Source organism: Clostridium estertheticum, assembly GCF_011065935.2.
In the GTDB taxonomy this organism is placed as follows: domain Bacteria; phylum Bacillota; class Clostridia; order Clostridiales; family Clostridiaceae; genus Clostridium_AD; species Clostridium_AD estertheticum_A.
The window spans coordinates 4,484,802-4,510,486 of record NZ_JAAMNH020000001.1; the positions used below are offsets into that span (position 1 = coordinate 4,484,802).

At 31.5% G+C, this 25,685-nt stretch carries 23 protein-coding genes; 8 read left to right on the top strand and 15 right to left on the bottom strand.

Annotation, left to right across the window (positions count from 1 at the left end):
• Nucleotides 1-229: 229 nt before the first annotated feature.
• On the bottom strand, nt 230-1,087 hold the full coding sequence (locus tag G9F72_RS21380; RefSeq protein ID WP_224676208.1) for a DMT family transporter: 858 nt from the start codon (nt 1,085-1,087) through the stop codon (nt 230-232).
• Between the two features lie 21 nt (nt 1,088-1,108).
• Entirely contained in the window at nt 1,109-2,812 is a 1,704-nt protein-coding gene (locus G9F72_RS21385) for a tetratricopeptide repeat protein (protein WP_164958294.1), read from the bottom strand.
• A gap of 249 nt (nt 2,813-3,061) precedes the next feature.
• Between G9F72_RS21385 and G9F72_RS21390 the strand changes: the two genes are divergently transcribed.
• From G9F72_RS21390 to G9F72_RS21400, 3 genes are all read left to right on the top strand, one after another.
• Nucleotides 3,062-4,264 carry a CapA family protein gene (locus tag G9F72_RS21390; protein ID WP_164958293.1) on the top strand — a complete coding sequence of 401 codons (1,203 nt, stop codon included), beginning with the start codon at nt 3,062-3,064 and terminating at the stop codon, nt 4,262-4,264.
• A gap of 64 nt (nt 4,265-4,328) precedes the next feature.
• Nucleotides 4,329-5,687 (top strand): MurT ligase domain-containing protein, encoded by a 1,359-nt coding sequence (locus tag G9F72_RS21395; protein ID WP_164958292.1) that lies wholly within the window; start codon nt 4,329-4,331, stop codon nt 5,685-5,687.
• Between the two features lie 70 nt (nt 5,688-5,757).
• Nucleotides 5,758-6,486, top strand: a complete 729-nt coding sequence (locus G9F72_RS21400) for a type 1 glutamine amidotransferase (protein ID WP_164958291.1) — start codon at nt 5,758-5,760, stop codon at nt 6,484-6,486.
• Between the two features lie 53 nt (nt 6,487-6,539).
• Here the strand turns inward: G9F72_RS21400 and G9F72_RS21405 are convergent, their stop codons facing one another.
• The 4 genes from G9F72_RS21405 to G9F72_RS21420 form a co-directional block, all read right to left on the bottom strand.
• On the bottom strand, nt 6,540-7,817 hold the full coding sequence (locus G9F72_RS21405; protein WP_164958290.1) for a helix-turn-helix domain-containing protein: 1,278 nt from the start codon (nt 7,815-7,817) through the stop codon (nt 6,540-6,542).
• A gap of 67 nt (nt 7,818-7,884) precedes the next feature.
• Entirely contained in the window at nt 7,885-9,183 is a 1,299-nt protein-coding gene (locus G9F72_RS21410) for a helix-turn-helix domain-containing protein (protein WP_164958289.1), read from the bottom strand.
• 195 nt (nt 9,184-9,378) lie between these two features.
• Nucleotides 9,379-9,555: a YtxH domain-containing protein gene (locus G9F72_RS21415; RefSeq protein ID WP_164958288.1), complete on the bottom strand. Its 177-nt coding sequence runs from the start codon at nt 9,553-9,555 to the stop codon at nt 9,379-9,381.
• A gap of 60 nt (nt 9,556-9,615) precedes the next feature.
• The gene (locus tag G9F72_RS21420; RefSeq protein WP_164958287.1) at nt 9,616-10,536 is read right to left on the bottom strand and encodes a viroplasmin family protein; all 921 of its coding nucleotides are present in this window, start codon (nt 10,534-10,536) and stop codon (nt 9,616-9,618) included.
• Between the two features lie 367 nt (nt 10,537-10,903).
• On the opposite strand from G9F72_RS21420, the gene G9F72_RS21425 reads away from it, so the two are divergent.
• Nucleotides 10,904-12,664, top strand: coding sequence for an ATP-dependent metallopeptidase FtsH/Yme1/Tma family protein (locus G9F72_RS21425; RefSeq protein ID WP_164958286.1), 1,761 nt, complete (start codon nt 10,904-10,906; stop codon nt 12,662-12,664).
• A gap of 129 nt (nt 12,665-12,793) precedes the next feature.
• On the opposite strand, the gene G9F72_RS21430 is transcribed toward G9F72_RS21425, so the two are convergent.
• From G9F72_RS21430 to G9F72_RS21455, 6 genes are all read right to left on the bottom strand, one after another.
• Nucleotides 12,794-13,798, bottom strand: a complete 1,005-nt coding sequence (locus G9F72_RS21430) for a rhomboid family intramembrane serine protease (RefSeq protein WP_164958285.1) — start codon at nt 13,796-13,798, stop codon at nt 12,794-12,796.
• Nucleotides 13,799-13,876: 78 nt separating this feature from the next.
• The gene (locus G9F72_RS21435; protein ID WP_164958284.1) at nt 13,877-14,935 is read right to left on the bottom strand and encodes an HD-GYP domain-containing protein; all 1,059 of its coding nucleotides are present in this window, start codon (nt 14,933-14,935) and stop codon (nt 13,877-13,879) included.
• A gap of 14 nt (nt 14,936-14,949) precedes the next feature.
• The gene (locus G9F72_RS21440; RefSeq protein WP_164958283.1) at nt 14,950-15,348 is read right to left on the bottom strand and encodes a DUF6762 family protein; all 399 of its coding nucleotides are present in this window, start codon (nt 15,346-15,348) and stop codon (nt 14,950-14,952) included.
• A 15-nt stretch (nt 15,349-15,363) separates the two neighbouring features.
• Entirely contained in the window at nt 15,364-15,789 is a 426-nt protein-coding gene (locus G9F72_RS21445) for a Fur family transcriptional regulator (protein ID WP_164958282.1), read from the bottom strand.
• A gap of 191 nt (nt 15,790-15,980) precedes the next feature.
• Complete coding sequence (locus tag G9F72_RS21450; protein ID WP_164958281.1) at nt 15,981-17,441, bottom strand: aminoacyl-histidine dipeptidase; 1,461 nt, start codon at nt 17,439-17,441, stop codon at nt 15,981-15,983.
• Between the two features lie 15 nt (nt 17,442-17,456).
• Complete coding sequence (locus G9F72_RS21455) at nt 17,457-18,005, bottom strand: manganese efflux pump MntP family protein (RefSeq protein ID WP_164958280.1); 549 nt, start codon at nt 18,003-18,005, stop codon at nt 17,457-17,459.
• A gap of 261 nt (nt 18,006-18,266) precedes the next feature.
• Here G9F72_RS21455 and G9F72_RS21460 point away from each other — a divergent pair, with 261 nt between their 5' ends.
• Both G9F72_RS21460 and G9F72_RS21465 read left to right on the top strand, forming a co-directional pair.
• The gene (locus tag G9F72_RS21460; protein ID WP_164958279.1) at nt 18,267-19,202 is read left to right on the top strand and encodes a magnesium transporter CorA family protein; all 936 of its coding nucleotides are present in this window, start codon (nt 18,267-18,269) and stop codon (nt 19,200-19,202) included.
• A 120-nt stretch (nt 19,203-19,322) separates the two neighbouring features.
• Nucleotides 19,323-19,700 carry a hypothetical protein gene (locus tag G9F72_RS21465; RefSeq protein ID WP_164958278.1) on the top strand — a complete coding sequence of 126 codons (378 nt, stop codon included), beginning with the start codon at nt 19,323-19,325 and terminating at the stop codon, nt 19,698-19,700.
• Between the two features lie 113 nt (nt 19,701-19,813).
• Here the strand turns inward: G9F72_RS21465 and G9F72_RS21470 are convergent, their stop codons facing one another.
• From G9F72_RS21470 to G9F72_RS21480, 3 genes are read right to left on the bottom strand one after another with little or no spacing between them, the layout of a single operon-like run.
• On the bottom strand, nt 19,814-20,236 hold the full coding sequence (locus G9F72_RS21470) for a hypothetical protein (RefSeq protein WP_164958277.1): 423 nt from the start codon (nt 20,234-20,236) through the stop codon (nt 19,814-19,816).
• Between the two features lie 38 nt (nt 20,237-20,274).
• Nucleotides 20,275-20,856 (bottom strand): hypothetical protein, encoded by a 582-nt coding sequence (locus G9F72_RS21475; RefSeq protein ID WP_164958276.1) that lies wholly within the window; start codon nt 20,854-20,856, stop codon nt 20,275-20,277.
• Between the two features lie 16 nt (nt 20,857-20,872).
• Nucleotides 20,873-21,703, bottom strand: a complete 831-nt coding sequence (locus tag G9F72_RS21480; protein ID WP_164958275.1) for an SLAP domain-containing protein — start codon at nt 21,701-21,703, stop codon at nt 20,873-20,875.
• A gap of 427 nt (nt 21,704-22,130) precedes the next feature.
• Between G9F72_RS21480 and G9F72_RS21485 the strand changes: the two genes are divergently transcribed.
• A complete protein-coding gene (locus tag G9F72_RS21485) occupies nt 22,131-23,219 on the top strand; it encodes a sulfite exporter TauE/SafE family protein (protein WP_164958274.1) in 1,089 nt (362 codons plus the stop codon).
• Nucleotides 23,220-23,259: 40 nt separating this feature from the next.
• Nucleotides 23,260-25,596, top strand: a complete 2,337-nt coding sequence (locus tag G9F72_RS21490; RefSeq protein ID WP_164958273.1) for a heavy metal translocating P-type ATPase — start codon at nt 23,260-23,262, stop codon at nt 25,594-25,596.
• The last annotated feature ends 89 nt before the right edge of the window (nt 25,597-25,685 follow it).

Consider the following 25,685-nt stretch of genomic DNA (forward strand, 5'->3'; position numbering starts at 1 on the left):
AAGTGATTTCATCCAAATATATGAATATAAAACACCATGACACACTCTTCTATTTTGTTGTTCCCACATAATTTTTTTAATTAATAACATTGTTTAATATTTGTCAAAATGAAGAATATTAGTTTTTAAAAATCACGCAATAAAAAAAGTATATATTAAATCAAATTGATTTGATTTAATATATACTTCACCAAAGATGCTAATATCTAATTTTATCCTGCAGCAAAAATTATTTTCTTATGCTATATATCGCATATACTACGAGTCCAGTCCCAATTATTTGCATATACCCAATTTGCTCATGTAATATAAAAAATGATACAAGCATTGCAGTAGGTATTTCCAAATTTCCTATTATAGATACCTTTAACGAACCTATATGCTTTATGGCCGCATATAATAATGTTAAAGGGATAATTTCGCAAAATATTGCAAGTATTGTGGTATAACCAAGTAAACTTAAACTTACATCACCCTTAAAAACAAATATCGGAAACTTGTATATCATAAGGGATATTAATGAAAAAAAAGTAGAATAGGCATTAATAGCAAGTGGTTCAAGGCCTTGCAATTTTTCTTCACTATAAATATTCATAAAGGCATAAAACATTGCACATATTAAGGCAAATACTACCCCCCTAAGAGAATATTTAAAATTTCCAAATAGTATATCTAAAGTTAAAACACAGCCTAAAAATGCTAAAACCACCGCAAATAGCTTTTTATAGCTTAGAGAATTCTTTTTGAAGACAGTTGAATATACAAATACCATTAAAGGGTAAGTGTACAATAATATAGCCACCATTTGCATTGGTAAATACTTGAAAGATGTATAATAAAACACAGTCATAAATGTATTACCAACGACACCAAGCACAGCCAATCTTAATAGTTGCACCTTTGTTATAAAAAATGACTTTTTGTCGAAAATATACATAAGTATGAACATTAATGGCACTGCTATTATATATTGAAGTGTTAATAAACTTATAGAATCAATTCCCCCCACAAAAGCTAGTTTTACAAATAGCCCTGCGCTACCAAATAATATAGCAGAAAGAATTGAATAGATATATCCTTTTTTCAAAATAACACACCTTTCGGTTATTTAATAAAATAGTACAAACTCAGGGATTTTTAATTCTTGATTAGCTTTTCCCTTGGTATAGCTTTCTTTTAATTTCTGCGCCTTATCATAATTCTCCACAATGACTTTTTTAGTGTAGTCATCATAAGAGTCATTCAAACCCTGATAGGCTTTACTTATATTGTAAAAGCCCCTTTCTAAATCCTGCTTATAAGTTATATAATAACAGCCAGCATTATTTAAAGTCAAAATATCTTCTTCATCCACATGATATGCACTATCAATTTCCACTTTAGCTTCTACTGGTTTATTTTCAGTCATGTATATGGTTGCTAAGGTTCTATGATACTTAGGCATTAGTTCATTTAATTTGATACATATCTTTAAGATTTTTATTGCATCATCCGTTTTTTTATCATCAAGTTTAATTAGTGCCATATTATATTTTATCTCTGCATCCTGTGGTTTTATAAGTGATGCTAAATTAAAATATTCTAGGGCTTTTCCACTATTATTAGCCTTGTACCAATAATAGTTTGCTAAATTAAGCATTATATTATAATTATAAGGCTCTTTAGTTAGAGCTGTTCTAAAATAAGGCTCTGCTGCTAATTTGGCGGACTCCTCTTTCAATATTTCCGGCATTAAAAATCCATAATTATCTGGGTATTCTTTGTTAAGCTGAATAGATTTATTGCAATATTCTTTAGCCTTTTTATAATCTTTCTTATAAAGATAATACCAGCCTGCGCTATGATAGGCTCTGTAATCATTTGGATGCTGCAAAATTAAATTTTGAATTAATTTATCAGACTTTTCTAGTTCATTCATGTTTTTGTAAACATTAGCTTTTATTAATTCAATTTGCATATTGCCTACATTTTTACTAGAGAGTTCATCAATTAATTTATTTGCCTCACCTACAGTGTCCGCACCTAGCGAATATATCTTAGCTAACCACATTTTATAGGATAGATCATTCGGATACTTTTTTGAAAGCGCAGTTATATTTTGCAATAGAGAATCCTTATTATATAACGCTACCTGGGCTAGTACATCATATATCTTGTATTCATCCTTATTTAATTCCCATGCATTCTTTAATACACTATATCCCTCTTCCCATTTACCCACTAGCATTAACATTCTAGCATATTCTGCAGTGTCATAGGAAGATTTTATATCCACTGGATAGCTTATCATAAGTTCATTTGCGCTATCAACCTTATTATTTCCCATATAAACGGTAAACATAGTTTTTATTAAACCTTTGTCTTTAGGGTATTTTTTTAATGCAATCTCCCCATCTTTAAGTGCTTGCTCATACTTACCATTTATAAATTCCGTTAATACCATAAAGTTATAACTCTCACCATCTATTTGTTTATACTTCTTTGAAATATCCATATATTTTAATGAGTTCACTAAATCATTTTTAACGGAATAAACTTCAGCTATTTTAATATTCCATTTTGGTGAAAGTGAATCCTTCTTTGCAAGATCACTATATTTTTCAATAGCTAAATCATATTCCTGATTGTAAAAATGTTTTTCAGCCTCAGAAGCTAATTTACTTAAATCTGGCGTTTTTTGTGTTATAGTTATAAAGGTAACGCTCATAATTGTAACACACAAAACAATTAAATAAAGCGATATTTTTTTACCTCCTACCTCTTTTAATTTACTGCTATTTAAAATGGACTTTAGTTTATCTAATTTCACCATAACTCCACCTCTTTTAAATTTGCAGGCTTTAGAAAATTGTTAATTTTATGTATAAATCAATTAACTAATCCTTACAATATGCACTATAGTCATATTCTAACAAATACATAGGTAAAAAGCTAGAGTATTTGTTCAACATCACATTAATAGGTTAGACATTTAGCCTACAATGTTATAAAATTGTATTGACTTAAATATAGAAATATTTATTGTGCAAGAGTGTACACTTACAAAAATGGGGGTGTTTTTTTGAAAAGATCACATAAGAGAAAATTAAATAAAAAAAAGGCAATAAGGAATATATCTTTACTACTATTTATTTCTGTGATTTTAACTTTAGTTACCATTAAAACTATTTCTTTTTCTTTGAAGAAGTTTAATGCAAGCCATGCTAGTTCTAATGAAGAAAAAAAGCAGCCTACAGGTAAAGCTACTTCCAAAAATGATAATAAACCTGTGGGTTCTACCCCTGTAGATAAACCTAGTGTGGTGAAAAATACTGAAGTGCTCCTCTCCGCTGTAGGAGACTGCACTATAGGAACTGATAGTAAATTTAATTATGCTACTAGTCTTCCTGCTATGGTAACGAATTCTAACAAGGATTTTTCCTATTATTTTAAAAATGTATATAGTATTTTTAGCCGCGACGATGTTACCATTGCTAATTTAGAAACAACCTTTACAGACTCAAATGACAAAGAGGAAAAACAGTTTAACTTCAAAGCCACTAGTGATTTTGCTAAAACCTTAACTTTAGGCTCTATTGAAGGTGTTAATCTTTCTAATAACCATATTTATGATTATAAAGAAAAAGGATTTCAAGACACAAAGCTTGCCCTTACAAAAGAAAAAGTAAAATACTTTGGAGAGAACGCCAAATGGATAACAAAAATAAAAGGGCAGTCCTTTGGATTTTTAGGCTATAGGGGTTGGTCCACAGACCAAAGCTTTCTTAATAAATTAAAGGGTGATATTCTTGAATTAAAAAAGACTAACTCAGTTGTAGTTATAAACTTTCACTGGGGAAATGAAAACCAATATTATCCAATAGATGCACAAAAACAGCTGGCGCACTTTGCTATCGATAACGGTGCAGACATAATCCTTGGACACCACCCCCATGTAATTCAAGGCATTGAACAATATAAGGATAGGATTATTGCATATAGTTTAGGAAATTTCTGCTTTGGTGGTAACTCTAATCCAACGGATAAGAACACCTTTATTTTTCAGAGTAATTTAAAGTTCACCAATAATAATTTAACCTCTATTGGTGTACGTGTTATCCCTTGTAGTATATCCTCAGTTGAATATAAAAATGACTATTGCCCAACGCCACTTCAAGGCGCGGCTAAGGTAAATTTACTAACTAACTTAAATAAGCAATCCCCAAATTCAGGTTTTAAAATAAGTGATGAATTTTTCTATATAAATGTCAATAATAACCAATAGAATAATAGTTAATTTAATAATTACAAATAAATAATACGCAAGTTAATAAGTACAATTAAAGGATGTGTTGGAAATTAAAATTCAGTCATTGCTCAGTATACTCGCTTCAAAATTTATTATGAAATTATCTGTGGTTTTATTTAAAGGTGGCACAAATTTCCCGGGCAAAATTGCCTTAAAGCTTGACCCTGATATTTTGAAAACCATAGCTAATAATTATGAGGTTATTCTCGTAACCGGTACAAATGGAAAAACAACCACCACAAGCATGATTTATAGCATTATAAAAGATAGTGGTAAACCAGTAATTACTAATAATACTGGTGCAAATATGTATACAGGAATAGTTGCTTGTTTTATTTCTAATTATTCTTTCAAAAAATCTACACAGAAGAAAATTGCTGTTATAGAAGTAGATGAAGCCAACGTTAAGTTTGTAACTGATTATATATCACCCACTATTATTACTATTACTAATCTATTTAGAGATCAGTTGGACAGATATGGTGAGGTATATACAACTCTTAGGAAGATACTGGAGGGCGTAGAAAAAACTCCTACCTCCACTCTTATACTTAATGGAGATGAATCCCTACTTGGAAACTTAAACCTTAAAAACCCTATGTTATACTATGGTTTTGGTACAAAGGTTAATGAAAACAAAATTGTAGATATAAATGCAGATGCTAAGTTTTGCACGATTTGTAAAGCACCTTATGAATATAACTTTATTACCTATAACCATCTAGGCGATTTCCATTGCAGCAAATGTGGATATAAGCGCCCAGCACTTGCATATTCCGTAGATAAAATTGTTGATTTAACTACCAGTGGTTCTACTGTCCATATAAATAATAAAGAGTATTACATAAACCAGCCAGGTACTTATAATATTTATAATGCCCTATGTGCTTATTCCGTAACTAAGGCGCTAGGCATAAAGGAAGATATTATAGAACATGCTCTTAAAACTGTAGCTAGTAGCTTTGGTAGACAAGAGACCTTAAATATTGAAGGCAAAGAGGTTAAAATAATATTAGTTAAGAATCCTGCAGGTTATGATGAAGCTGTAAACACTATTAACCTGGACAAAAGAAAAATAAACTTATCTCTTCTGTTAAATGATAATTATGCAGATGGTAAAGATGTCTCTTGGATTTGGGACGTAAATTTCGAACGTTTAACTTCACTTAATATTAATAAAATAATGATATCTGGAATACGATTGTACGATATGGCAATAAGACTTAAAGTAGCAGGCTTTCCAGCAGAATCCTTCCTCTTATGTAAAGACGAAGAAGCCTTACTACATCAAATTAAAGCTTGTGATGGCGAAATAGTTTATATACTAGCTACCTATACTGCCATGATAGACCTTAGAAAATTTTTACACGCTAAAGGCCACATAGATAAAATTTGGTAGTATATTGAAGTTTAGAAATTTAAGGATAAAAAGTTTAAAGATTTAAAAATTCAAATAGAAGGTGAATAATATGGAAATCAACATTTGTCATTTATATCCAGACCTATTAAATGTATATGGGGATGTAGGAAATATTTTAATATTAAAACACAGGGCGGAAAAGCGAGATATAAAAGTAAATATTGTTAATATATCCATGGATGATATTTTTACTGCAGAGGATTATGATATTGTATTTTTTGGTGGAGGACAAGATTATGAGCAAGCCATTGTTTCTCCTAACTTAATAGAATTTAAAAAATCTGCCATTGATGACTATATCCAAAGTGGAAAAGTATTTTTAGCTATTTGTGGAGGATATCAATTGCTTGGGAAATATTATACTACCCCCGATGGCGAAAAGCTTGAGGGTCTTGGTATTTTAGATATTTACACCGAAGGCGGAGATAAACGTTTCATAGGAAACACTGTTATTCACAATGAAGCTTTTGATGAAACTTATGTAGGTTTCGAAAATCATTCTGGAAGAACTTATATTAATGACTTAAACCCACTTGGCAGGGTTCTAGTTGGCTATGGTAACAACGGAGAAGATGGTTATGAGGGCTGCGTATATAAAAACACCTATTGTACTTATTTCCATGGCTCTCTTTTATCTAAAAATCCTGAACTTGCAGACAGGATACTTACATTAGCATTAAACAACAAGTATAGTGAGATAGCCCTAACAACCCTTGACGATAGTTTAGAAATTAAAGCTAAAGAATTTATAATAAACAGAGAAACTTCAAATAAATAGAAAAATCTCAAATAAATAAAAAAAAGAGATGTAGGTTTAGGTAAATCCCAAATCTACATCTTTTTTTCTAATTGTATAGCTAAACTAAAATACTTTATAGATTCTGCTACTGAACCAAGTTTATGGTACATACTTCCCATTTCTAAATATCGAGTATATATATCTTGTTTCCCACCAAATTTTAATAGGGAATCTAAAGATAAATTCATATACATTTCTGCACTAGATGACTGCTCCTGTCTATCAAGAATAATAGCTTTGTAATAATAGCTTTTTTCGATGAATTTAATATCATCCAAATTAATTGCATAATTTAAAACTTCATCAGAAATAGTCTTCGCCAGCTCCAGTACATCGTTTTCAATAAGTTCATTAACACAATCAAGCATAAAGCTAACTAGTCCTATCATATTATCCCTAGGATAGCAGCTAAGTCCCTTATTTATATATTCAATCCCTCTATCTTTCATATTACAGTCAAACATGGTGGAACCATAATTGTAAATAGCTTTTGCCTTACTAGACGCTTTATCTTTATATAACTCATAGGATTTTTTTTCATATTCCTCAAACTTGCCATTTTTCATTCTTATAGATAGCATAGCAAGCATATGATATATCTCAGCAGCTTTAAAATCCGTATCAACATACTGTACCAGGTCTAAAAGTGTTATTCCTACTTCATACGCCTGCTCATAATTTTTAAGCATTATATTACAAGCCGCTTCATTATAAGTGACTATAATTAATTTTTTATAATTAAGAATCTCACTATCCCTTAGCCTTCGCTTAACACTACTATAGTAGCTAGATGCTTGAAGATATTCTTCCTTTATATATAAATGTCTTGCCATGTCTATATAATAGGTCAACTGATTATCGTCTATAGTTGTTTTTAAATATAAATCATAATACTCTGAAGTTATTGATTGAGTCTTCTCAAAGTCCCTTTTATCCAAGTAAAAATTAAACAACATGTGTATTAGTTCAATAGCCAATTCATAGTAATTATACTTATGTGCAAATTCTAAATTGTAACAAGCTTTAGATTCAAACCCATCTTTCATAGAGTCGTGGTCATTTTTGACCTGCTCTCTCAATACTTTAATATTTTCCTCTACTTGTTCGAATACATTTTCATTTAAATATGCAATATCTATGTCCAATTTTTTGCTAATCAATTCTAGTATCCAAGGTTCTGCCATAACTTTGTTGTTTTCTATGCAACTCATTTTAGATACTGAGATTTTGTCATCGCACATCTCTCTCAAGGTATACCCTTTATATATTCTAGTCCTTTTTATCTTTTCTCCCGTTGATAATATTTCCATTCTCATCACCTATCTACAGATTAAATAACTATTCTATGGAACTCGCCATAAAATAGTTTCATTAAAATTATTTAATTATCCCTAATTTGTTAAATAATTCCACACCTTCGTTCAGATATTTAGCTGCATCCTTATCTCGGCCACCATCAATATAGAACTTTCCAAGCATTATTGATATCTCAGCCGCTTCTTTTACCTGCTCTTGCTGCTTTACAAAATTTAGCGCTAGTAATAGTGTATTTTCTGCTTCATTCATATTGCCTTCTAATAAATCTATTCTATATTTTAATAAATAATATTGGCATAATGCACTATGATTACCATCTTCTATAAATTCAAAAATTTGCTGCAACGCATCTTTCGCTTTACCTACAGCCTTAAGCTTAATATAATTTTCGCATATATTTACTAAGGTATCTATTAACTTTGAGTCATTACTTTTTTGTCTGATTTCCTTGGCTTTATTTAAGTGTATAAAGGATTGTTCCATGTTTTCAAATTCATAAAATAACCTGCCTAAATTGTTCTCGATTTCAGCAATATAGTTTAAATTATCAATTTCATAAAATACTTTTAAAGTAATTTTTGAATACTTTATAGCATTTTTAATATCGCCTTTTTCATTATATTCATTTGAGAGTAATAAGAGTGAATTAGCATATTCTTTTTTACTATCGATTTGCTTAAACTTTTCTTGAGCTAAATAAGAATATTTTATAGCATTCTCCACGTTTTCTAATTTAAAATAAGTGTAACCAATGTAGTAATATATTTCACCGAGTAAAAAATCGTTTCCCATTTCATTGTCTACAAAAACTTTTTCTGCTTGTTGAAAATAGCTTGAAGCTGATTGGTAACCCTTAAGTTCAAGTGTTATTTTTCCGAGTTTAAGAAAAGTCTTAATTATTTCTTCATAAGAGTTGTTTTTAATAAAGATAACATTTGAGGAAAGAAAAACTTGTTGTGCAGACGCAATCTCTTCCCTAGCCATGTATATATCTCCTCTTAAGGATAAATTTCTTGCTTTTCGATATTCCAATTTGTATTTTTCAGAATAATATAATGATTTTTCAATATTTTGCTCAGCCTGTACTAAATCCTTATTTAGAATAAGCGCTTCAGCAATATTTTCATAATACAAACATATTTTTTCAGCTTGAGTTTCTTCTGACTCCATTAGATATTCCACTGTTGTATTCAAAGTATTCGCTAAATATTCTAATAAATCCATACTAGGATTAGATTTGCTAGACTCGACAAGACTAATTTGTCCTGGAGTTATTCTATCTCCTGCAAGGTCTTTTAATGTCATATTGAGTTCTTTTCTTTTCCGCTTTATCTTTTCACCTAAAGACAATATTTCCATAATCACTCTTCCTTTACTGTATGGTAATATATACTATTATTACTTAAAACAACCTTAGACAATTTTAATTCAATTATAACATAGTTTCCGTTTAAACTGCAAAATATTTGAAAAAAATTTAGAATTTTCAGTAATAAAATTAAAAACTCCAAACCACAGATTTTTAAGTATGGTTTGGAGCCTTTTTAGTGATGTTTATAATATATAATCCTTTACGCTATCGTACATATCTTCTGCCATGTTTTTTACCATTTTACCGGTTTTTCTAACTCTTCTTTTTGTGCCTCTATCCATGTTAGGAACTAACATTGCACTTGCAACTGCTCCAATTATAGCACCTGTTGTAATTGTTGATATAAATTTACCACCCATAAGTAACACATCCTTTCTTTATTTATTCTTTATAGCATGTGCATTTTTAAAATAATTAGTCTATTTATTACCTTCTAATAAAAAAATAATAAAATCCATCTTTTCTGTGCCCGTTAAATTATTTATTAAGCCTTTGGCTACTTGTGGATTTATTTTATATTCACAAGCAATCTCATCATACCCATAATCTTTAATTTCTGTATTATTTTTTTCACTAAAATTAGAATTAATAACAATTATATTTTTTTCTCCCTTGGGAGCTATTTTCACGATCTCTTCCTTTACCTGCTCACTTGCTACATTTATAATATTTTTTGTCAACCATTTTTCTACAGTCTTATCTGAATTTATTCCTAATTTTTCTTTGCATTTTTCATCCACAAGCTCATTAAATAAATCTCCTGTATGACTATCTACCTTTACAAATATAACTTCTAGTCCATTACTCATAAGTTGTTGCATTTCCTTGTAATATTCCTTTGAGGATTCCTCTTTCCGTTCCCAAAACCCTGTAGCATGGTAGCAAATCCCTACATAATCATGGAATATTACTACCTTTTTTTCACCTATGGACAGGGCATACTGAGCCCCTTTTATTGCTCCTTCGAGTTCCCCTGCTATTTGCCTTATGTTTTTTGCTGATTCACTTTTCCCAGCCCCACTCTCTATATGTACAACTACATCTTTCAAAGCAGCCACCATTCCATAAGAATACTCCTGCGTTGAAGAATTATAGCTTCCATCAACATAAACATGAAGACAATCTTTTGGATAAGTGTTATCTGCTTTTTTCAATGAATTCCCTGCATCGCATAAAAACTTTTCAGCTTCGTTTATGTCCTCAAAACTCTTATATTTAGCGCCTTTTACGCCTTTTACATATTTTAAGCACTCTGCCCAAGTGTTAACTATTCTATTTTCTATTTTTTCATTAGTACTAGAATTAAAGCCTTCTTTTATTGCATAAACTTTCTTTCCCATATTATCCATTCTCCTTATCCTAAATCTATCATAAATAAATTATACAACAAATCATGAATTTATCAATTGCATTTTTTACATTATTTACATTTCCAAATTCTATGAGTATCGTTGGACAAGTCTCTATAAAGATATTATAATAGCCATTATAGTCCGTATCGCTTAAATAGATTTTTAGTACAGACTATATTACTTCAATGTATTTTTGGTATAGTTTATAAAATTAATAAACTATAAACAATAACAAATATAATAGTACAACCTTTAAAACCGTAAAAAAAATAAAAGATATGATATGCGAAAGGATGGTGAATGAGGCGATGTCTCGACTATATTAAAGATATAGTAGTTTTCTCGCTTCGAGCTTATGAATAAAATTAAAAACAAGTATATTTTACTTCCTGTTATCACTGCAATTTTTTCGTTAGTATTTCTCATTTTTGTGAGTAATACCTTTAAAATATCTAAAGATAAATTATATGTGGATTTTCTTAAAGATACCACCGCAAATAATATCTCTACTGTATATGTAACTACTTCTCCGAAAATTCAAGTTAAACTCAAAGATGGCACTATTTATCAAACTGATAATCCAAGAACAAATAATTTCAAAGAAAATTTATTAAAAAGTGGTATAAATGTTTCAGAGCAAACTCTAACAAATCCTGCTGAAGTGGCCTCAATTGCAGGTTTTGTTATATCACTTATAGTGCTTGGAATTATGGCCTTTAAATCCTCAAAGATAAAATCGAAAAGCATGTTCTCAGCTACAAATCTTGATGTGACCGCAGTAGAGGATATAGGTTTTAACTTTGAAAATGTAGCAGGCAACGAAGAAGCTAAAGATAGTGTACAGGATGTGGTAGATTTCCTTAAAAATCCTAAGAAATACTCAGCTTATGGAGCTAGAATGCCAAAGGGAATAATCTTATATGGAGATCCAGGAACAGGTAAAACCTTACTTGCAAAAGCTGTGGCTGGAGAAGCAAATGTACCTTTTTATGCAGTATCCGGTTCTGATTTCGTTCAGATATATGTAGGGGTAGGTGCCGGTAGGATTAGAAGCTTATTTAAGAAAGCAAGAAGTCATGGCCGCGCAGTTATATTTATTGATGAGATTGATGCTATTGGTAAGAAAAGAGATAATGGAACTGGTGGCGGTTCTGACGAAAAAGATCAGACCCTTAATGCTCTACTCACAGAAATGTCTGGTTTTAATGAAACAGAAGGTATAGTTATAATTGCAGCAACTAACAGGCTTGATATGCTAGACCCGGCACTTCTAAGACCTGGCCGTTTTGATAGACATATTGAAGTTACCTTACCTGATGTATCTGCTAGAGAGAAAATTTTAAAACTTCACCTTAATAATAAACCTATTAAGGATATAGATTATAGTGAATGGGCACATAAAACTACATCTTTTTCAGGTGCAAAGCTTGAGAACTTAGCTAATGAAGCAGCTATTATTGCTTGCAAGGACAATTCTCAATTTATTGAAAATGAACATTTGGATAAAGCTTATTCAATAATGCTTGCTGGGTATGAAAAAGTTGACAGGGGTTATATTAAAGATCAGGATAGAAAAATTACTGCCTTCCACGAAGCAGGACATGCTTTGATTTCACTAAAAATGCTACCAAAGGATAAAGTATCTAAAGTAACTATTATTCCAACTACCAAGGGTGCAGGCGGTTATACTTTAAGTATTCCTGAAGATAAACTGTATATGAACAAGGAACACTTAAAGAAAAAAATAATGGTACTCTTAGGTGGTAGAGCTGCTGAAGAAATTATTTTTGGCAGAGATCACGTAACCACTGGTGCATATAATGATTTACAAAGAAGTACTCAACTTGTAACAACAATGATAACAGAATACGGCATGGGTGAGTCCCTCGGACTACTTACTATGGACAAATTAAATGACTCAGGTTTTACAAATCAAGAAGCGGCATTTTCAGAATGTAAAAATTTAATCTCAGAATTATATGAAGAGGTTAAGGCTATCCTAATGGATGGAAAAGAATCATTAGAGGCTGTGACAGATTTATTAATCCAAAAAGAAACTATAAATTATGAAGATCTAATTAATATTATTGGAGACAAAAACAATAATGTTGCATAAAGCCATTCAGCCCCCCAGGGCATAACCTTGGGGGGCTGAATGTATAGTAAAACTCTGAATGGCCTGTTTATATTGCTTTGCTAAATTAAAATCACACAGAGTAATTCCCGGTGTGATTTTTTTGCCTAACTAACCCTCAGTTTTAAAACTAACTAAAAAGGCTATAAGCATTCCACCAAGAAGTCCACCTGCATGAGCAAAATTATCAATGTTTGGTAGTGTTGCTCCTATAAATATATTTATAAATATAACTGATAAAATACTTCTTATAAAAGCATTTCCTGTTTTACCTTTAGACTTAATTGCAAAAACAAGTACTGCACCAAGGAGTCCAAAGATTGCACCAGAGGCTCCAATAGAAACACTTGTTGAAAAAATATAACTAAATATAGAGGCGCATATACCGGATATAAAATAAATAACTACATACTTTGCCTTTCCATAAACCTTTTCAATCATTGGCCCAATAGCATAAAGTGAATACATGTTCGCACCTAAATGCACAATGCCACCATGTAAAAACATACAAGAAATAAGCCTATAATATTGTCCTTTTGCTATTAGATAATTAACTTTCGCTCCAAGCAAAATTAGAACATTAGTATCACTATTAAATATGCTCCCTTTTGCGTAAACATAGCTCAAATAAGCTGTAATCACATACATTATAACATTTATAGCTATAATCCCTATTGTAATCCAGGGTTTATCCTCTAAACTTATTTTTTCACTTTTGCTTTGCAAATTGTTATTACTCATGACGCTGGCTAGTTCCTGCACCACTTGCAAATTAACATTTTCGGAATAGTTTACTTTTTTATCTTTTAACTCTACGCGAATCATAGGTTTTTCTAATAAATTATTAATAGAAAGCGCTTTCGTATCACTTTCCATACTAAATTCATCCTCTGAGAATAATATATATATGTTATTTTTGTCTTCTGGAATATCATATTGTTTTAATTCATTTATGCTCTGCCCTGTAATAAATATTAGTCGATAGGTCGCTTCACTAATATCTTTGCTAACTGTCCAAAGCTCAGAATTACCATCCACACTTCTAATGTCCTCTAATAAATATCCATATTGCTGGGTAAGACCCTTTATAACAATTTTTATATTTTTTTCTTTCATATTTTTCTCCTATAGTGTGCCACCCACGTGGCAAATGGCAAGATTTACTTGCCACTTGCCACGTGGGTGGCACCAGTATCATATTATTGACTGCACTACAATGTTTTGGTATAGTATCAAATCTATTTCATAAAATTTGATAGGTTTTCTAGTCTCAGCTTCATAAAGTACCCGTATCACAGGCCTATCAGGAAAATTTTTATTTTGCTTAATAACGTATCCTTCAATTCCGTTGGATAGCCTTAAGCAAACCCCTAATGGAAACACTGAAAAGGTTTCTTTGAATCTTTGTACTATTTCTTCATCAAAGGCATTTCCACATCCAGCTAAAATTAGTTCATAAGCATCGCTAGGATTAAATTTCTCTCTGTAGGTCCTGTCATTACTTACAGCATCATAAACATCACAAATACAAATTATTTTTGCAAACTTAGAAATTTCATTGCTAGTAAGTCCAAAAGGATATCCATTGCCATCAACCCTCTCATGGTGGTGTTCCACTGCTTTTAAAACTTCAGTGGATATAGAAAAATTCTTTTCTAAAATGTTTCTTCCATAAGTAGGATGCTTCTTAATTTCTTCAAACTCTTCAACCGTTAGTTTACCTGGTTTAGTTATGATATCTTTAGGAACTTTAGTTTTGCCTATATCATGGAGGATTGCTCCAATGCTGAGCTCCTTTAATTCACTTTCCTTAAGATTCATTGACATTCCAAGAAAAATCGCCATAATTCCAGTATCTATAGAGTGAAGATAGGTGTAGTTATCAAAAGTTTGAATATCGTACAAACTTTTATTTACATCACCCATCTCAATAATATGATTAACTAAGTCTTCCACTACTGCTAAGGACTCCTTAGTACCTTTCCTATCTCCCACAGTTACATTTTTCATTATCCTAGCCATATTTTTCATGGTTATTGCTTTTAAATCACTTAATTTTTCATCTTCTATTGATATATCATCTAACCGAGCATCTTCTACATATACATAAAAAACACCTAAATCTTTTAATTTTTCGATATATTGCTTCGTTAATTTAACTCCTGTTCTTAGCAGAATACTTCCGTCATTTGTAAATATATTTCGCCCTAAAATTTCATCAACCTTTACTCTATTAATAAATTCAAGTCTCATGGCAAACTCCTATACTATTTATATTCTTCTTCTTTTCCTTTGATTTTTTCAAAAACTTCCTTGAGTTCTTGCTTTATTAATTCACATATTTCAATTATAGCTTCACGAACTTCCATATGTTCTTTTGAATACTTGAACCTAACTACCCAAGTTGGGTTATACTCATCATCCACAGCCTCAATAGAATATCCTTTATCCCTGAAGGCTTCTTCATTAAAATAATCATAAATTGCTGTAAATTGCCATTCTTCCACATCATCATGAGTATCAAAAAACAAGTTTATCAGTTCTCCATAATAATTTAATTTTGTAACGAACTGCGCACCTTCAGAAGCTTCATAGCTTCCAAGTTCCTTAATAAATTGATTAGTATCTTTATCTATTTCCATTAGTACCAATGAAGAAAATTGCATAAAACTCATCCTCTCTTATTTTTTACATTTGTCACATTCCTTGCATTCCCTGCAAATGCCTTTTAAATAAACATGACTTTCTGTAAGCGTTATTCCTGTCTTTGCTTTTATTTGTTCTTCTATTTGAGGTATTGGGCAATCTATAACCATTTCCTTATGACATAAATCACACTGAATTATATGTTTATGAGCATTTGTAATTAGGGTATAGTTATACATATTGTTTCCCAAGTCAAATTTATTTAAAATCTTTTTACTTTCAAGCAAATCTAGAGTCCTATATACCGTGGACAAATCTATTTTTATGTTGTCCTTTGTAAGTATAGAAAATATGAGATTTGCATTTATAGCCTCACTACTTGCCAGAATAATTTCTAATATGTTTTTTCTTGACTTAGTAACCTTAATATTATTATCTTTTAAATATGAAATTGCATTCATTTGCATCACCTTACTAAATTATTATAACAATAACAATTATAATATACCTCAATCCTGCCCTCAATACAAGCAGTGCTTGAAATATTACATTAAAAATTTCTCATTATATAGCTCCTATATTACAAAAGGCTCCTACAAAAGTAGAAGCCTTTCTAAATCAACTAAAGTGGTTAGCCACAAAAGTGGGTTAATTATTTGATTTCCTTAAGTATTGCTATTAAGTAACTCCACATTCTATCTGTTGAAGAGATACTTAGGTGTTCCTTAGGAGTGTGTACATCAAAAATGTTAGGTCCAAAAGATATTTGATCAATCTTACCATCAAATTTTTCACTAATTAATCCACACTCAAGCCCTGCATGTATAGCAGCTATTTCAGGTTTCTTGCCATTTATATCATTATACACTTTTTCTAGTATAGTCCTGATTTTGGAGTCTGGATTATATTGCCATTCTGGATAATCAGATTGAAATTCAATAACTGCTCCTGTCATTTCTGCAAGTACTATAGTTTCATCACATATTGCTTTCTTTAAAGTCCTTACAGAACTTCTTACTGCAGAGTCAAATACTACCTCTTTATCAGATGTGGTAAGAACTCCTATGTTGGTTGAACTTTGTACAAGGCCTTCAATTGCCATACTCATATTTTTAACTCCATTTGGAATTAAGAAAAGTATTTGAAGGGCTTTTGTTGCAGTATCATCACAAAAAGTTCTCTTTACTTTATCTTTTAATATCTCCACTGCTAAATTAACTTCTGGATCAGTTGAATTTAGTTCGTTTTTTAATATAGTATTCCACTGTGATATTTTTTCATCAACTATTGCTTTATCATTTTCTCTAAACAATATAATAGCATCAGCTTCACGAGCAATTGCATTATTTTTAGCTCCACCATTTAAGGCATTTATTTTGAAGTCAATAACTGATTTTAAATCCATTAAGAAACGTCCCATAAGCTTTATAGCGTTTCCTCGTTCTTTATTGATTTCCATTCCAGAGTGGCCGCCGTTTAAACCTGTTAATTTTATTTCACAGTTTATAAAGCTTTTATCTGCTTCCTCCCAAGTTATTGGAAGTTTTATTTTTTCTCTTACTCCGCCGGCGCAACTTACTAAAAGCTTGCCTTCTTCTTCTGAATCTATATTTATTAATATTCTTCCATCTAAGTTTTTAGGGTCTATAGCTTGAGCTCCACCCATACCTGTTTCTTCTTCAGTAGTTACTAATAATTCTAGTGGTGGATGAGGAATATCAGTAGACGCAAGCACTGCAAGACCAAATGCCACTGCAATACCATTGTCAGCACCTAAAGTAGTCCCATTAGCTCTTAAAAAGTCACCTTCTACAATAAACTCAATAGGATCTTTTTCAAAATCATGAACTGTTGCTGTGTTTTTTTCACAAACCATGTCCATGTGCCCTTGAAGTATTATAACAGGAGCTTTTTCATAGCCTTTTGTTCCTGGTTTTTTGATTATAACGTTTAATGCCTTATCTTGTATAACCGTCAATTTATGTTCCTTTGCAAAGCTAACTAACCAATCACTTATTGCTTGCTCGTTTCCAGAGCCTCTTGGAATTTCATTCATCCCTTTAAAATATTTAAATGCCTCATATGAATTTAAACCTTTTAATTTTTCTAACATTTTTATCATCCTTTCTTAAAAAAACATCATTTTTAGTCCAAAAATTATTAAGATTATCCCCCCAATATAGTCCGCATATCTGCCTACAACTTCTATCTTTTTTAAATGCTTAGAAATTATAAAGGCCAGTGTAGACATTATAAGAGTTATTCCCCCAATAAACAATGTATCTTTAAATAATATAACCTTTGTTATATTATTTAATACTGTAAAACCTACCACCATTGCATCTATACTTACTGACACGCCTAAAATAAAATACATCTTAGGTCTCAGAAGTGGACACTTCCCGCCATCTTCAATACCTTCTTTAATCATAACCACTCCAACGAAAGATATAATCATACCTCCAATTATGCTTGGCATGTTGGCTACATATGTGTTGAAAAGGAACCCAGCGTAAGCCCCTATATATGAAAATAGAAATTGAAATAACCCAAAGGAAATAATAAAGCCTATCTTATTTACTAATTTAGTTTGACTATTTAAGCCTATACATAAAGCTACTCCAAAAGCATCTAAAGATAGCGCTAAAGCAATTGTAAATAATGGGTATAGATCCATGAATTATCCTCCCAAAGTAATACTCTACAATATATTTAGTCTAATTACTCCATTATTATTCCAATTTTCTGATTCATCATGTATAGCTTTTCATATACCATTATCGATTATTAATGCTTTCTTGTCAACTGTGGTTTATGATTTTTTCTCCAATTAAAATTATTTTTTACTTTCCATTAAAGTCATTTATTTAATTATTAGTTGTCTATATTGCCTCTTATGGATTATAATATAAAAGGACTTATTCTAGGAGGTGTAGCAATGCTTTCAATATATAGCAGTGCAGAAAATAGACAATTGTCAAAGCTAGAAAATATAGAGCCAGGTTGTTGGATTAATATGATAGATCCCTCGGATGAAGAATTAATATTCGTATCAAAAAAGACCAATGTGCCTATGGATTTTTTAAGGGCTGCTTTGGACGAAGAGGAAACCTCTCGTATTGACATAGATGATTGCACATTAATTATTGTGGATATTCCTTTTACAGACATGGATGATAATTCACTAACTTATGATACGTACCCTTTATCTATGATCCATACTGATAAAGTTATAATCACAGTATGTTTAAAAAATAGCAAAATATTATCAGATTTCACTGAAAGAAAGGTTGGCTCCTTCTTTACTTTTAAGCGTTCAAGATTTATGCTTCAAATCTTATATAGAATTGCTAATTATTATTTAATATACTTAAGACAAATCGATAAGAAAAGCTATATGGTAGAGAAACAGTTACATAAATCTTTAAAGAATAAAGAGCTTCTCCAGCTACTGGCCCTGGAAAAATCGCTTGTGTACTTTTCTACTTCTTTAAAAGCAAATGAACTCACCTTAGAAAAAATGCTTAAACTAGACATTCTTGAAAAGTATGAAGACGATAATGACGTACTCGAGGATGTTATTATAGAAAACAGGCAGGCTATAGAGATGTGTACTATTTATAGTAATATTTTAAGTGGTACTATGGGTGCCTACGCTTCTGTTATATCAAATAACCTTAATATAGTAATGAAGCTTCTCGCAGCCATTACTATAGTTATGGCTGTGCCTAATATGGTTTCCGGACTATATGGTATGAATGTAGCAGGAATACCCTTTGCTACAAACGCCTTTGGCTTTTGGTATGTAGTAGCACTAATTTGTTTTATCGGAGTATTTGCTATTTATTACTTAAATAAAAAAGATATGTTTTGAAAAATTGAAACTAAATTGGTATTTAAATCGTAATATACTATGGTATGATTAACTTACATATGAATTCACATTATTTATAACTGTGAATTTAAACTTTATAAACGAAAGGGGGGTATACTTATGAGAAAGAAAAAAATTCTATGTGCAGCTCTAGTTATTGCAGCACTTTCTACTATATCTGCAATGAAAACTTATGCAGCTTCAGCAGCAATGCCTGATGGTACTGTAGTTATTGGGAGTAAAGCCTTTGATTTGAGTTATGTAAATGACCCTAAAAACCTAACTGAGATTTCCTCATTAATAGTGGCTGGTGGCGGAATATATGTTAAAGGTTTTAATAAAATCTGGATTGATAATACAACCGGGAAAGCTTTAAGCGCTAGCAGTATTCCTAGTGTAACTTATACAGATAATTCTGGCGTTGTAACCAAGTATGCAGCTGGGGACATAATTGACAGTGCTACAGCAAGCACATTAGAAGTAATTAGTATAGAGTAACAGTTCTTGAACTGAGTACTATCTTATGAAATACTTTTATAAATAGAAGAGGAGAGCTAGGTTAAAACCTATCTCTCCTCTTCTATTAATTAAGGTGCTTTTTCACCTTCATTTTATTTAACTGGGGCTCCCTTTTGAAGCTTCAAATCCACTGAATATGCCTCTTTACCATCTGCTTTTATAAGCTTTATTACTACTTTGTCATTTACTTTCCTAGTTGGAAAAGCTGTAGTACCTTTGCCTAAGACTTCCCTTTGTGTTGCAGGTTTCTGATCATAAAAAACCTGATATTTTACAGCACCCTTATACTCTTTTTTTCCAGCATCTGTAAGCGTTACATTTACTACAGAGCTAAAAGCCGCCTCTCTTACAGTGGCAGTTATAAGTGAAGCCACCTCTACTTTATTTCCTTCAGTGGTCGTAACTGGTGCTATAGTTTGAGATTTATTTTTTATGTAAAACACACCTGCAATTACTCCTATAGCTACTATAATAACTGCTATACTAAGTACTTTTTTATTAATGTTTTTTTTCATAATGGTCTTCACTCCTATTTCTCTATAAATGATTGTATTTATTTTTTATCGTATAGTTTAATATTTAATTTCTTAAGGACCTTCTTATTTTCACTCATTAGGTTTATAACTACTTCACTTCCAGCTTTCTGAGCAGGAAAAATAGTTGTTTGTTTGTTTGAAATACTTTCAACCTTTGATATTGGCTCATTTGCCAGAAAATATTGATAGTATTTATAAGTACTTTTAAAATTACTGCTGTCTATAACAATTTGTGCTGTAGTTCCAAAATTTGCAGCTTTAACAAAGACTGCAATGCCCTCTTCACTACTTATAGCTTTCGCAATTTCGTCTTTGGCTTGCTGCGCAGTAGCTTTATTATCAACAGTTGTGACCTTTTCTGCTACTTTGCCTGAAGAAGCTTTTGAATCACCTGAAGAAGCTTTTTCATTATTCTTTTCTAACTCTTCCTTCTTTAAGGCTTCCTTCTTAAGCTTCTCAGTGCTTATAGTATTTTTTTTGTTGTCAGCATTAATTTTATTATCCTTAGATTTATTAAAAAAGAAAAATAAAATTATTATTAATGTAATTACCGCCAATAAAATCACTACTTTTTTAGTATCTTTTCTGCTAATTTTCATCCTTTGTCCTCCTAAACTATGCTTTAAAATATACTTTGCAGTTACTTATATCATAATCCTTATTAACAATATAATCTTCTGTGATCGTAAAATCATAAACTTTCGCTTTATGAGGATTTACATTTACATTCTCAATATCAAATACTCCCTTAGCAACTACTTCATCTTTTTCATCAACAATTAATATTGGAAGCCTCTCTAATTTTACAATTTTATCGCAACCATTAAGAATTAAGAAAACTATAGAAATAGAATTATCCATGCACTTTAAAGTTTTAAACACCTCAATATTAACATCTCCAGATCTAATTAAAGGTAAGTTATTTAAGAATTTTGTAAAGCTATTTTTTAAATCACGGTCCATATTTTCAGGTAACTCTTCCAGCTCAACCTTTACAGTATTTATAGCACTAATAGATTTTTCAAATTGTATTTTCCAATCATCCATTGGAATTGTATCAACAAATACGTTTGCCTTATCAAAGTAAATTTTGTATGGTCTTGCAGAAAGTGGAGGTAATATTCCAAAATCATGCATTTCCATAATTTGCTTTGCTAGCACCTCACCCTTTTGGTTTATAATTACTAGTGGAACTTTGTCGAAATTAATTTGCTTTGATAATCCATTTCTTAAATAAACACTAACCTCAATTTTATCTCCCATATCAAAGGTGTATATACCATTGATAGATACTTGTCCATCTTCCAGTGGTGGAAGCTCAGCTAACTCCTCATTCAAAAATTCCTTTTGGAAATCAGACATAACCCCTTTATCATATTCATTAAGATGCAGATCTATTCTTACTGCTTCCTTTTCTGATATTATTACAGTATCATCTTTTTTCATACTAAATTCCTCCTAATAGGTTCAATTCTAATATTTATCCTTACAAATTACAGTCTATTATATCATATAACTCTAATTAAATAATAAATTTTCATTTTAATTGCCCACTATAAAATACGTTAAAACCTGCAAATAGTTGCATTTAATTTTAAGAGTAGAAAATGAGCTACCTCAAAATGATTTTTTAATTCATTAAACGATAACTTGAGAATCATTTTTATTAAGGTCAGATGAATTTTGAATTGCTACACCTGCCATGTAATAGTCTTTATTAACAAATAATGAAAATAATTATCTATTAATTAAGAATGTCACTTGTATTTCAAATAGAATTATGATAACATAAATATATACAAATATATACATATTTTAGGCTAATTATATACATTAATTAGCCTAACTTTACAATTAAATAGGGGGATTGCGTATGGATATAATTCAATTTTTAAAAGATCTATTTATGCTCAAGTTTGTTCCAGAACTTGGCATGAATGCAAGCTACGGATTACTGTTTGTACTTGGCCTATTAACATCTTTTCATTGCTTAGGGATGTGTGGTGGCATTGTTATCTCCCAAACAATAGAAAAAGAAGAAGCAGAAGATAACGGGGTAAACACAGCAGTTAATAAGAAAGCTTGGTTTATTCCTTCCGTATCATATAATGTGGGACGGGTTCTTGCCTACACCTTGGTAGGAGGTGTTGTTGGAGGTCTTGGTCAAATAGTCAGTTTTTCTGGTATTTGGAAAGGTATTATTCCTATTTTAGGTGGATTATTTATGATAATCATGGGGATTAATCTTCTTGGAATTTTCCCCACATTACGTAAACTAAATATTCGTATGCCATATTTTGCAGCAAGAAAAATTAAAGGTAACAATAAGTATACCCCACTATACATTGGCCTATTAACAGGACTTATGCCATGTGGACCACTTCAAATCGTTCAATTGTACGCTCTAGGCACCAGAAGTGTTTTTTATGGAGCATTGTCTATGTTTGTCTTTTCTTTAGGAACCGTACCCATGTTATTTGGCATAGGTGCCTTCAGCACCCTAATCAATAAAAAATATACTAAACAAATATTAAAACTCAGCTCAGTTTTTGTTATTATTCTAGGCTTTATTATGGTTAGTAGAGGTTTTGCACTATCAGGGATGAAATCGATGCCAACAATGAGTTCAAAAACAGCAATCTCTCAAAATGAAGAGATCTCTCATATTGAAGGAACCAATCAATTGGTTTCAACCTCAATAAAATCCGATAGCTATCCTCCAATAATTGTTCAAAAGGGCATCCCAGTAAGATGGACAATCAATGTAAAGGCTGAAAACTTAAATAATTGTAATAAGTCTATTATTATTAAAGCATTTAAGCTTGAAAAAGATCTTATTGTTGGAGAAAACATTGTGGAGTTTATACCTGAAAAGGAAGGGGATATTGTCTATACCTGCTGGATGGGTATGATTAAAAGTAAAATTACAGTGGTTGATGATTTAAGCAAAGTAAGTAAATAAATCACAAGACATAAAAATATAAAATACAGGGAGTGAATAGATGAGTGAAACAACTTCCCTAAAGGTATATGGTATGACCTGTGCATTATGTACCATTACTATAGAAGAAAAACTAAAAAAATTAGATGGTATTAATACAGTAACAGTCAGCTATGCATCTGAAAAATCAAAAATAGAGTATGATCCTTCCACTATTGGATTACCAACCATTATTAAAGCCATTGAGTCCTTAGGATTTTCAGCTGAAGACAGTTCAGAAGCTTCAAACCACCCGGGCAGGAGTAAAAGCGAAGAGGCTAGAATTAAGCTGAGGAACCTTGTGATTTTGTCTGCATTACTAAGCTCACCTTTAATTTTTGCTATGCTTTTAGATTCATGGAACTATCTTGTGGATGCGATTGCACCTACCTATGTATATAAGCTTATGCCCCTGGTAGCACATATCCGCATAAATGCTTCTTTTATTTATAATTGGAAATTCCAGTTCGCTATAGCCACCTTTGTTCAGTTTTTTATTGGATATCGATTTTATAAAAACGCATATTATGCCCTACGTGCTAGAAAAACCAATATGGATTTGCTAGTTGCAATAGGAACTACAGCAGCTTATTTATTAAGCATCTATAGGGTAACTCTCGGAAAACCATTGAATTACATACCAATGAAAAGTGTTTTCGGCGAATATGTAGTGATGAATAATACGTATTTTGAAGTTTCTACCGTCATAATTACCCTGGTACTACTAGGAAAATATATGGAAATGATAGCTAAAAGTAAAACATCAGAGGCAATGCAAGCACTTATGACGTTAAAAGCAAAAACTGCCAGAGTGCTCCGTGACAACCTAGAAGTTGATATTCCCATAGAAGAGGTAATTATTGGAGATATTATCGTGGTAAGACCAGGAGAAAAGATTCCTGTGGATGGCATAATTACAGAAGGCTATTCTACCGTAGATGAGTCAATGCTAACTGGTGAAAGTATCCCTTCAGATAAAAAGGAAAATGATTCTGTGGTAGGAGCTTCTCTTAACAAGAATGGTACTTTTAAATTTATAGCAACCAGAGTAGGTGAGGAGACCGTCCTTGCAAGCATCATTAAAATGGTTGAAGAAGCTCAAAGTAGTAAAGCTCCCATCCAAAAGATTGCAGATGTTGTAAGTGGTTATTTTATTACATTTGTGCTACTTGCAGCCGTACTTACTTTTGATGTTTGGTACTTCTTCATATTGGGAGGTCACTCTAACTATCTAGCGAAACCTATCATTTTTGCAGTTTCAGTCTTGGTTGTTTCTTGCCCCTGTGCCTTAGGGCTAGCAACCCCTACCGCCATTATGGTAGGAATGGGAATTGGTGCACAGCGTGGTATTTTAATAAAAAATGGCGAAATGCTTGAAAAAGCCTGTAAAATCAATATGATTGTTTTTGATAAAACTGGAACTATTACTACTGGTAAATTAGAAGTAACTGATATTATTTTGCTTACAAAGCAGCAGAATTCTGAAAACGAATTAGATGTTTTAATGCTCGCAGCTAGGGTTGAAAAGAAATCAGAGCATCCCCTAGGAGTAGCTATTTATGAAAGTGGAAAAAGCAGGAATAAATATATAGAGCTTGAAGATCCAGAAGAGTTTAATGCTATACCTGGACAAGGAATCCACGCCATGGTCTGCGGAAAATCTGTTTTAATTGGAACAAAGGCTCTTATGGAAGAATATCATATTAACATGCAGCATTTAGATGATATAATTTCTCCCCTACAAAAAAATGGAAAAACAACTATTCTAATGGCAGTGGACAAAACATTAGTGGCTGTATTTGGTCTAAGAGATAGTATTAAAGACAGTGCAATAGCTACAATCTCCACCCTTGAAAACATGGGAATTGAGGTTTGCATGATTACCGGGGACAATGAAATAACAGCAAGAGCAGTTGCAAATCAGATTGGAATAAAAAATGTAATTTCTCAGGTGTTACCACAGCATAAAGCTCAGCAGGTTGAAAATCTTAAAAAGCAAGGAAAGATAGTAGCTATGGTTGGAGATGGGATAAACGATGCACCAGCACTTGCCGCTTCTGATATAGGCTTTGCTATAGGCACAGGGACAGACGTAGCCATTGAAACTGCCGATATTATTCTTTTAAGAGAAAATCTTAATACAATACCCGAGGCTATACAGTTATCTAGAAAGACTATGAGAAAAATAAAGCAAAATTTATTTTGGGCTTTTATATATAATATTATCGGTATCCCCTTTGCTGCCCTTGGACATTTGAATCCAATTATTGCAGCAGCTGCAATGGCATTTAGCTCAATTTCCGTAGTGTTTAATTCCCTTAGTCTTAAAAGGTTTAAACCAAAAGTAGAAATACTCTAACGGTCCAGTATCATATTTTTTAAAATAATCATTAGCAAATATCCCATGATTTTTATGATTGACGCAAAGATTTATGCAATATATAACTT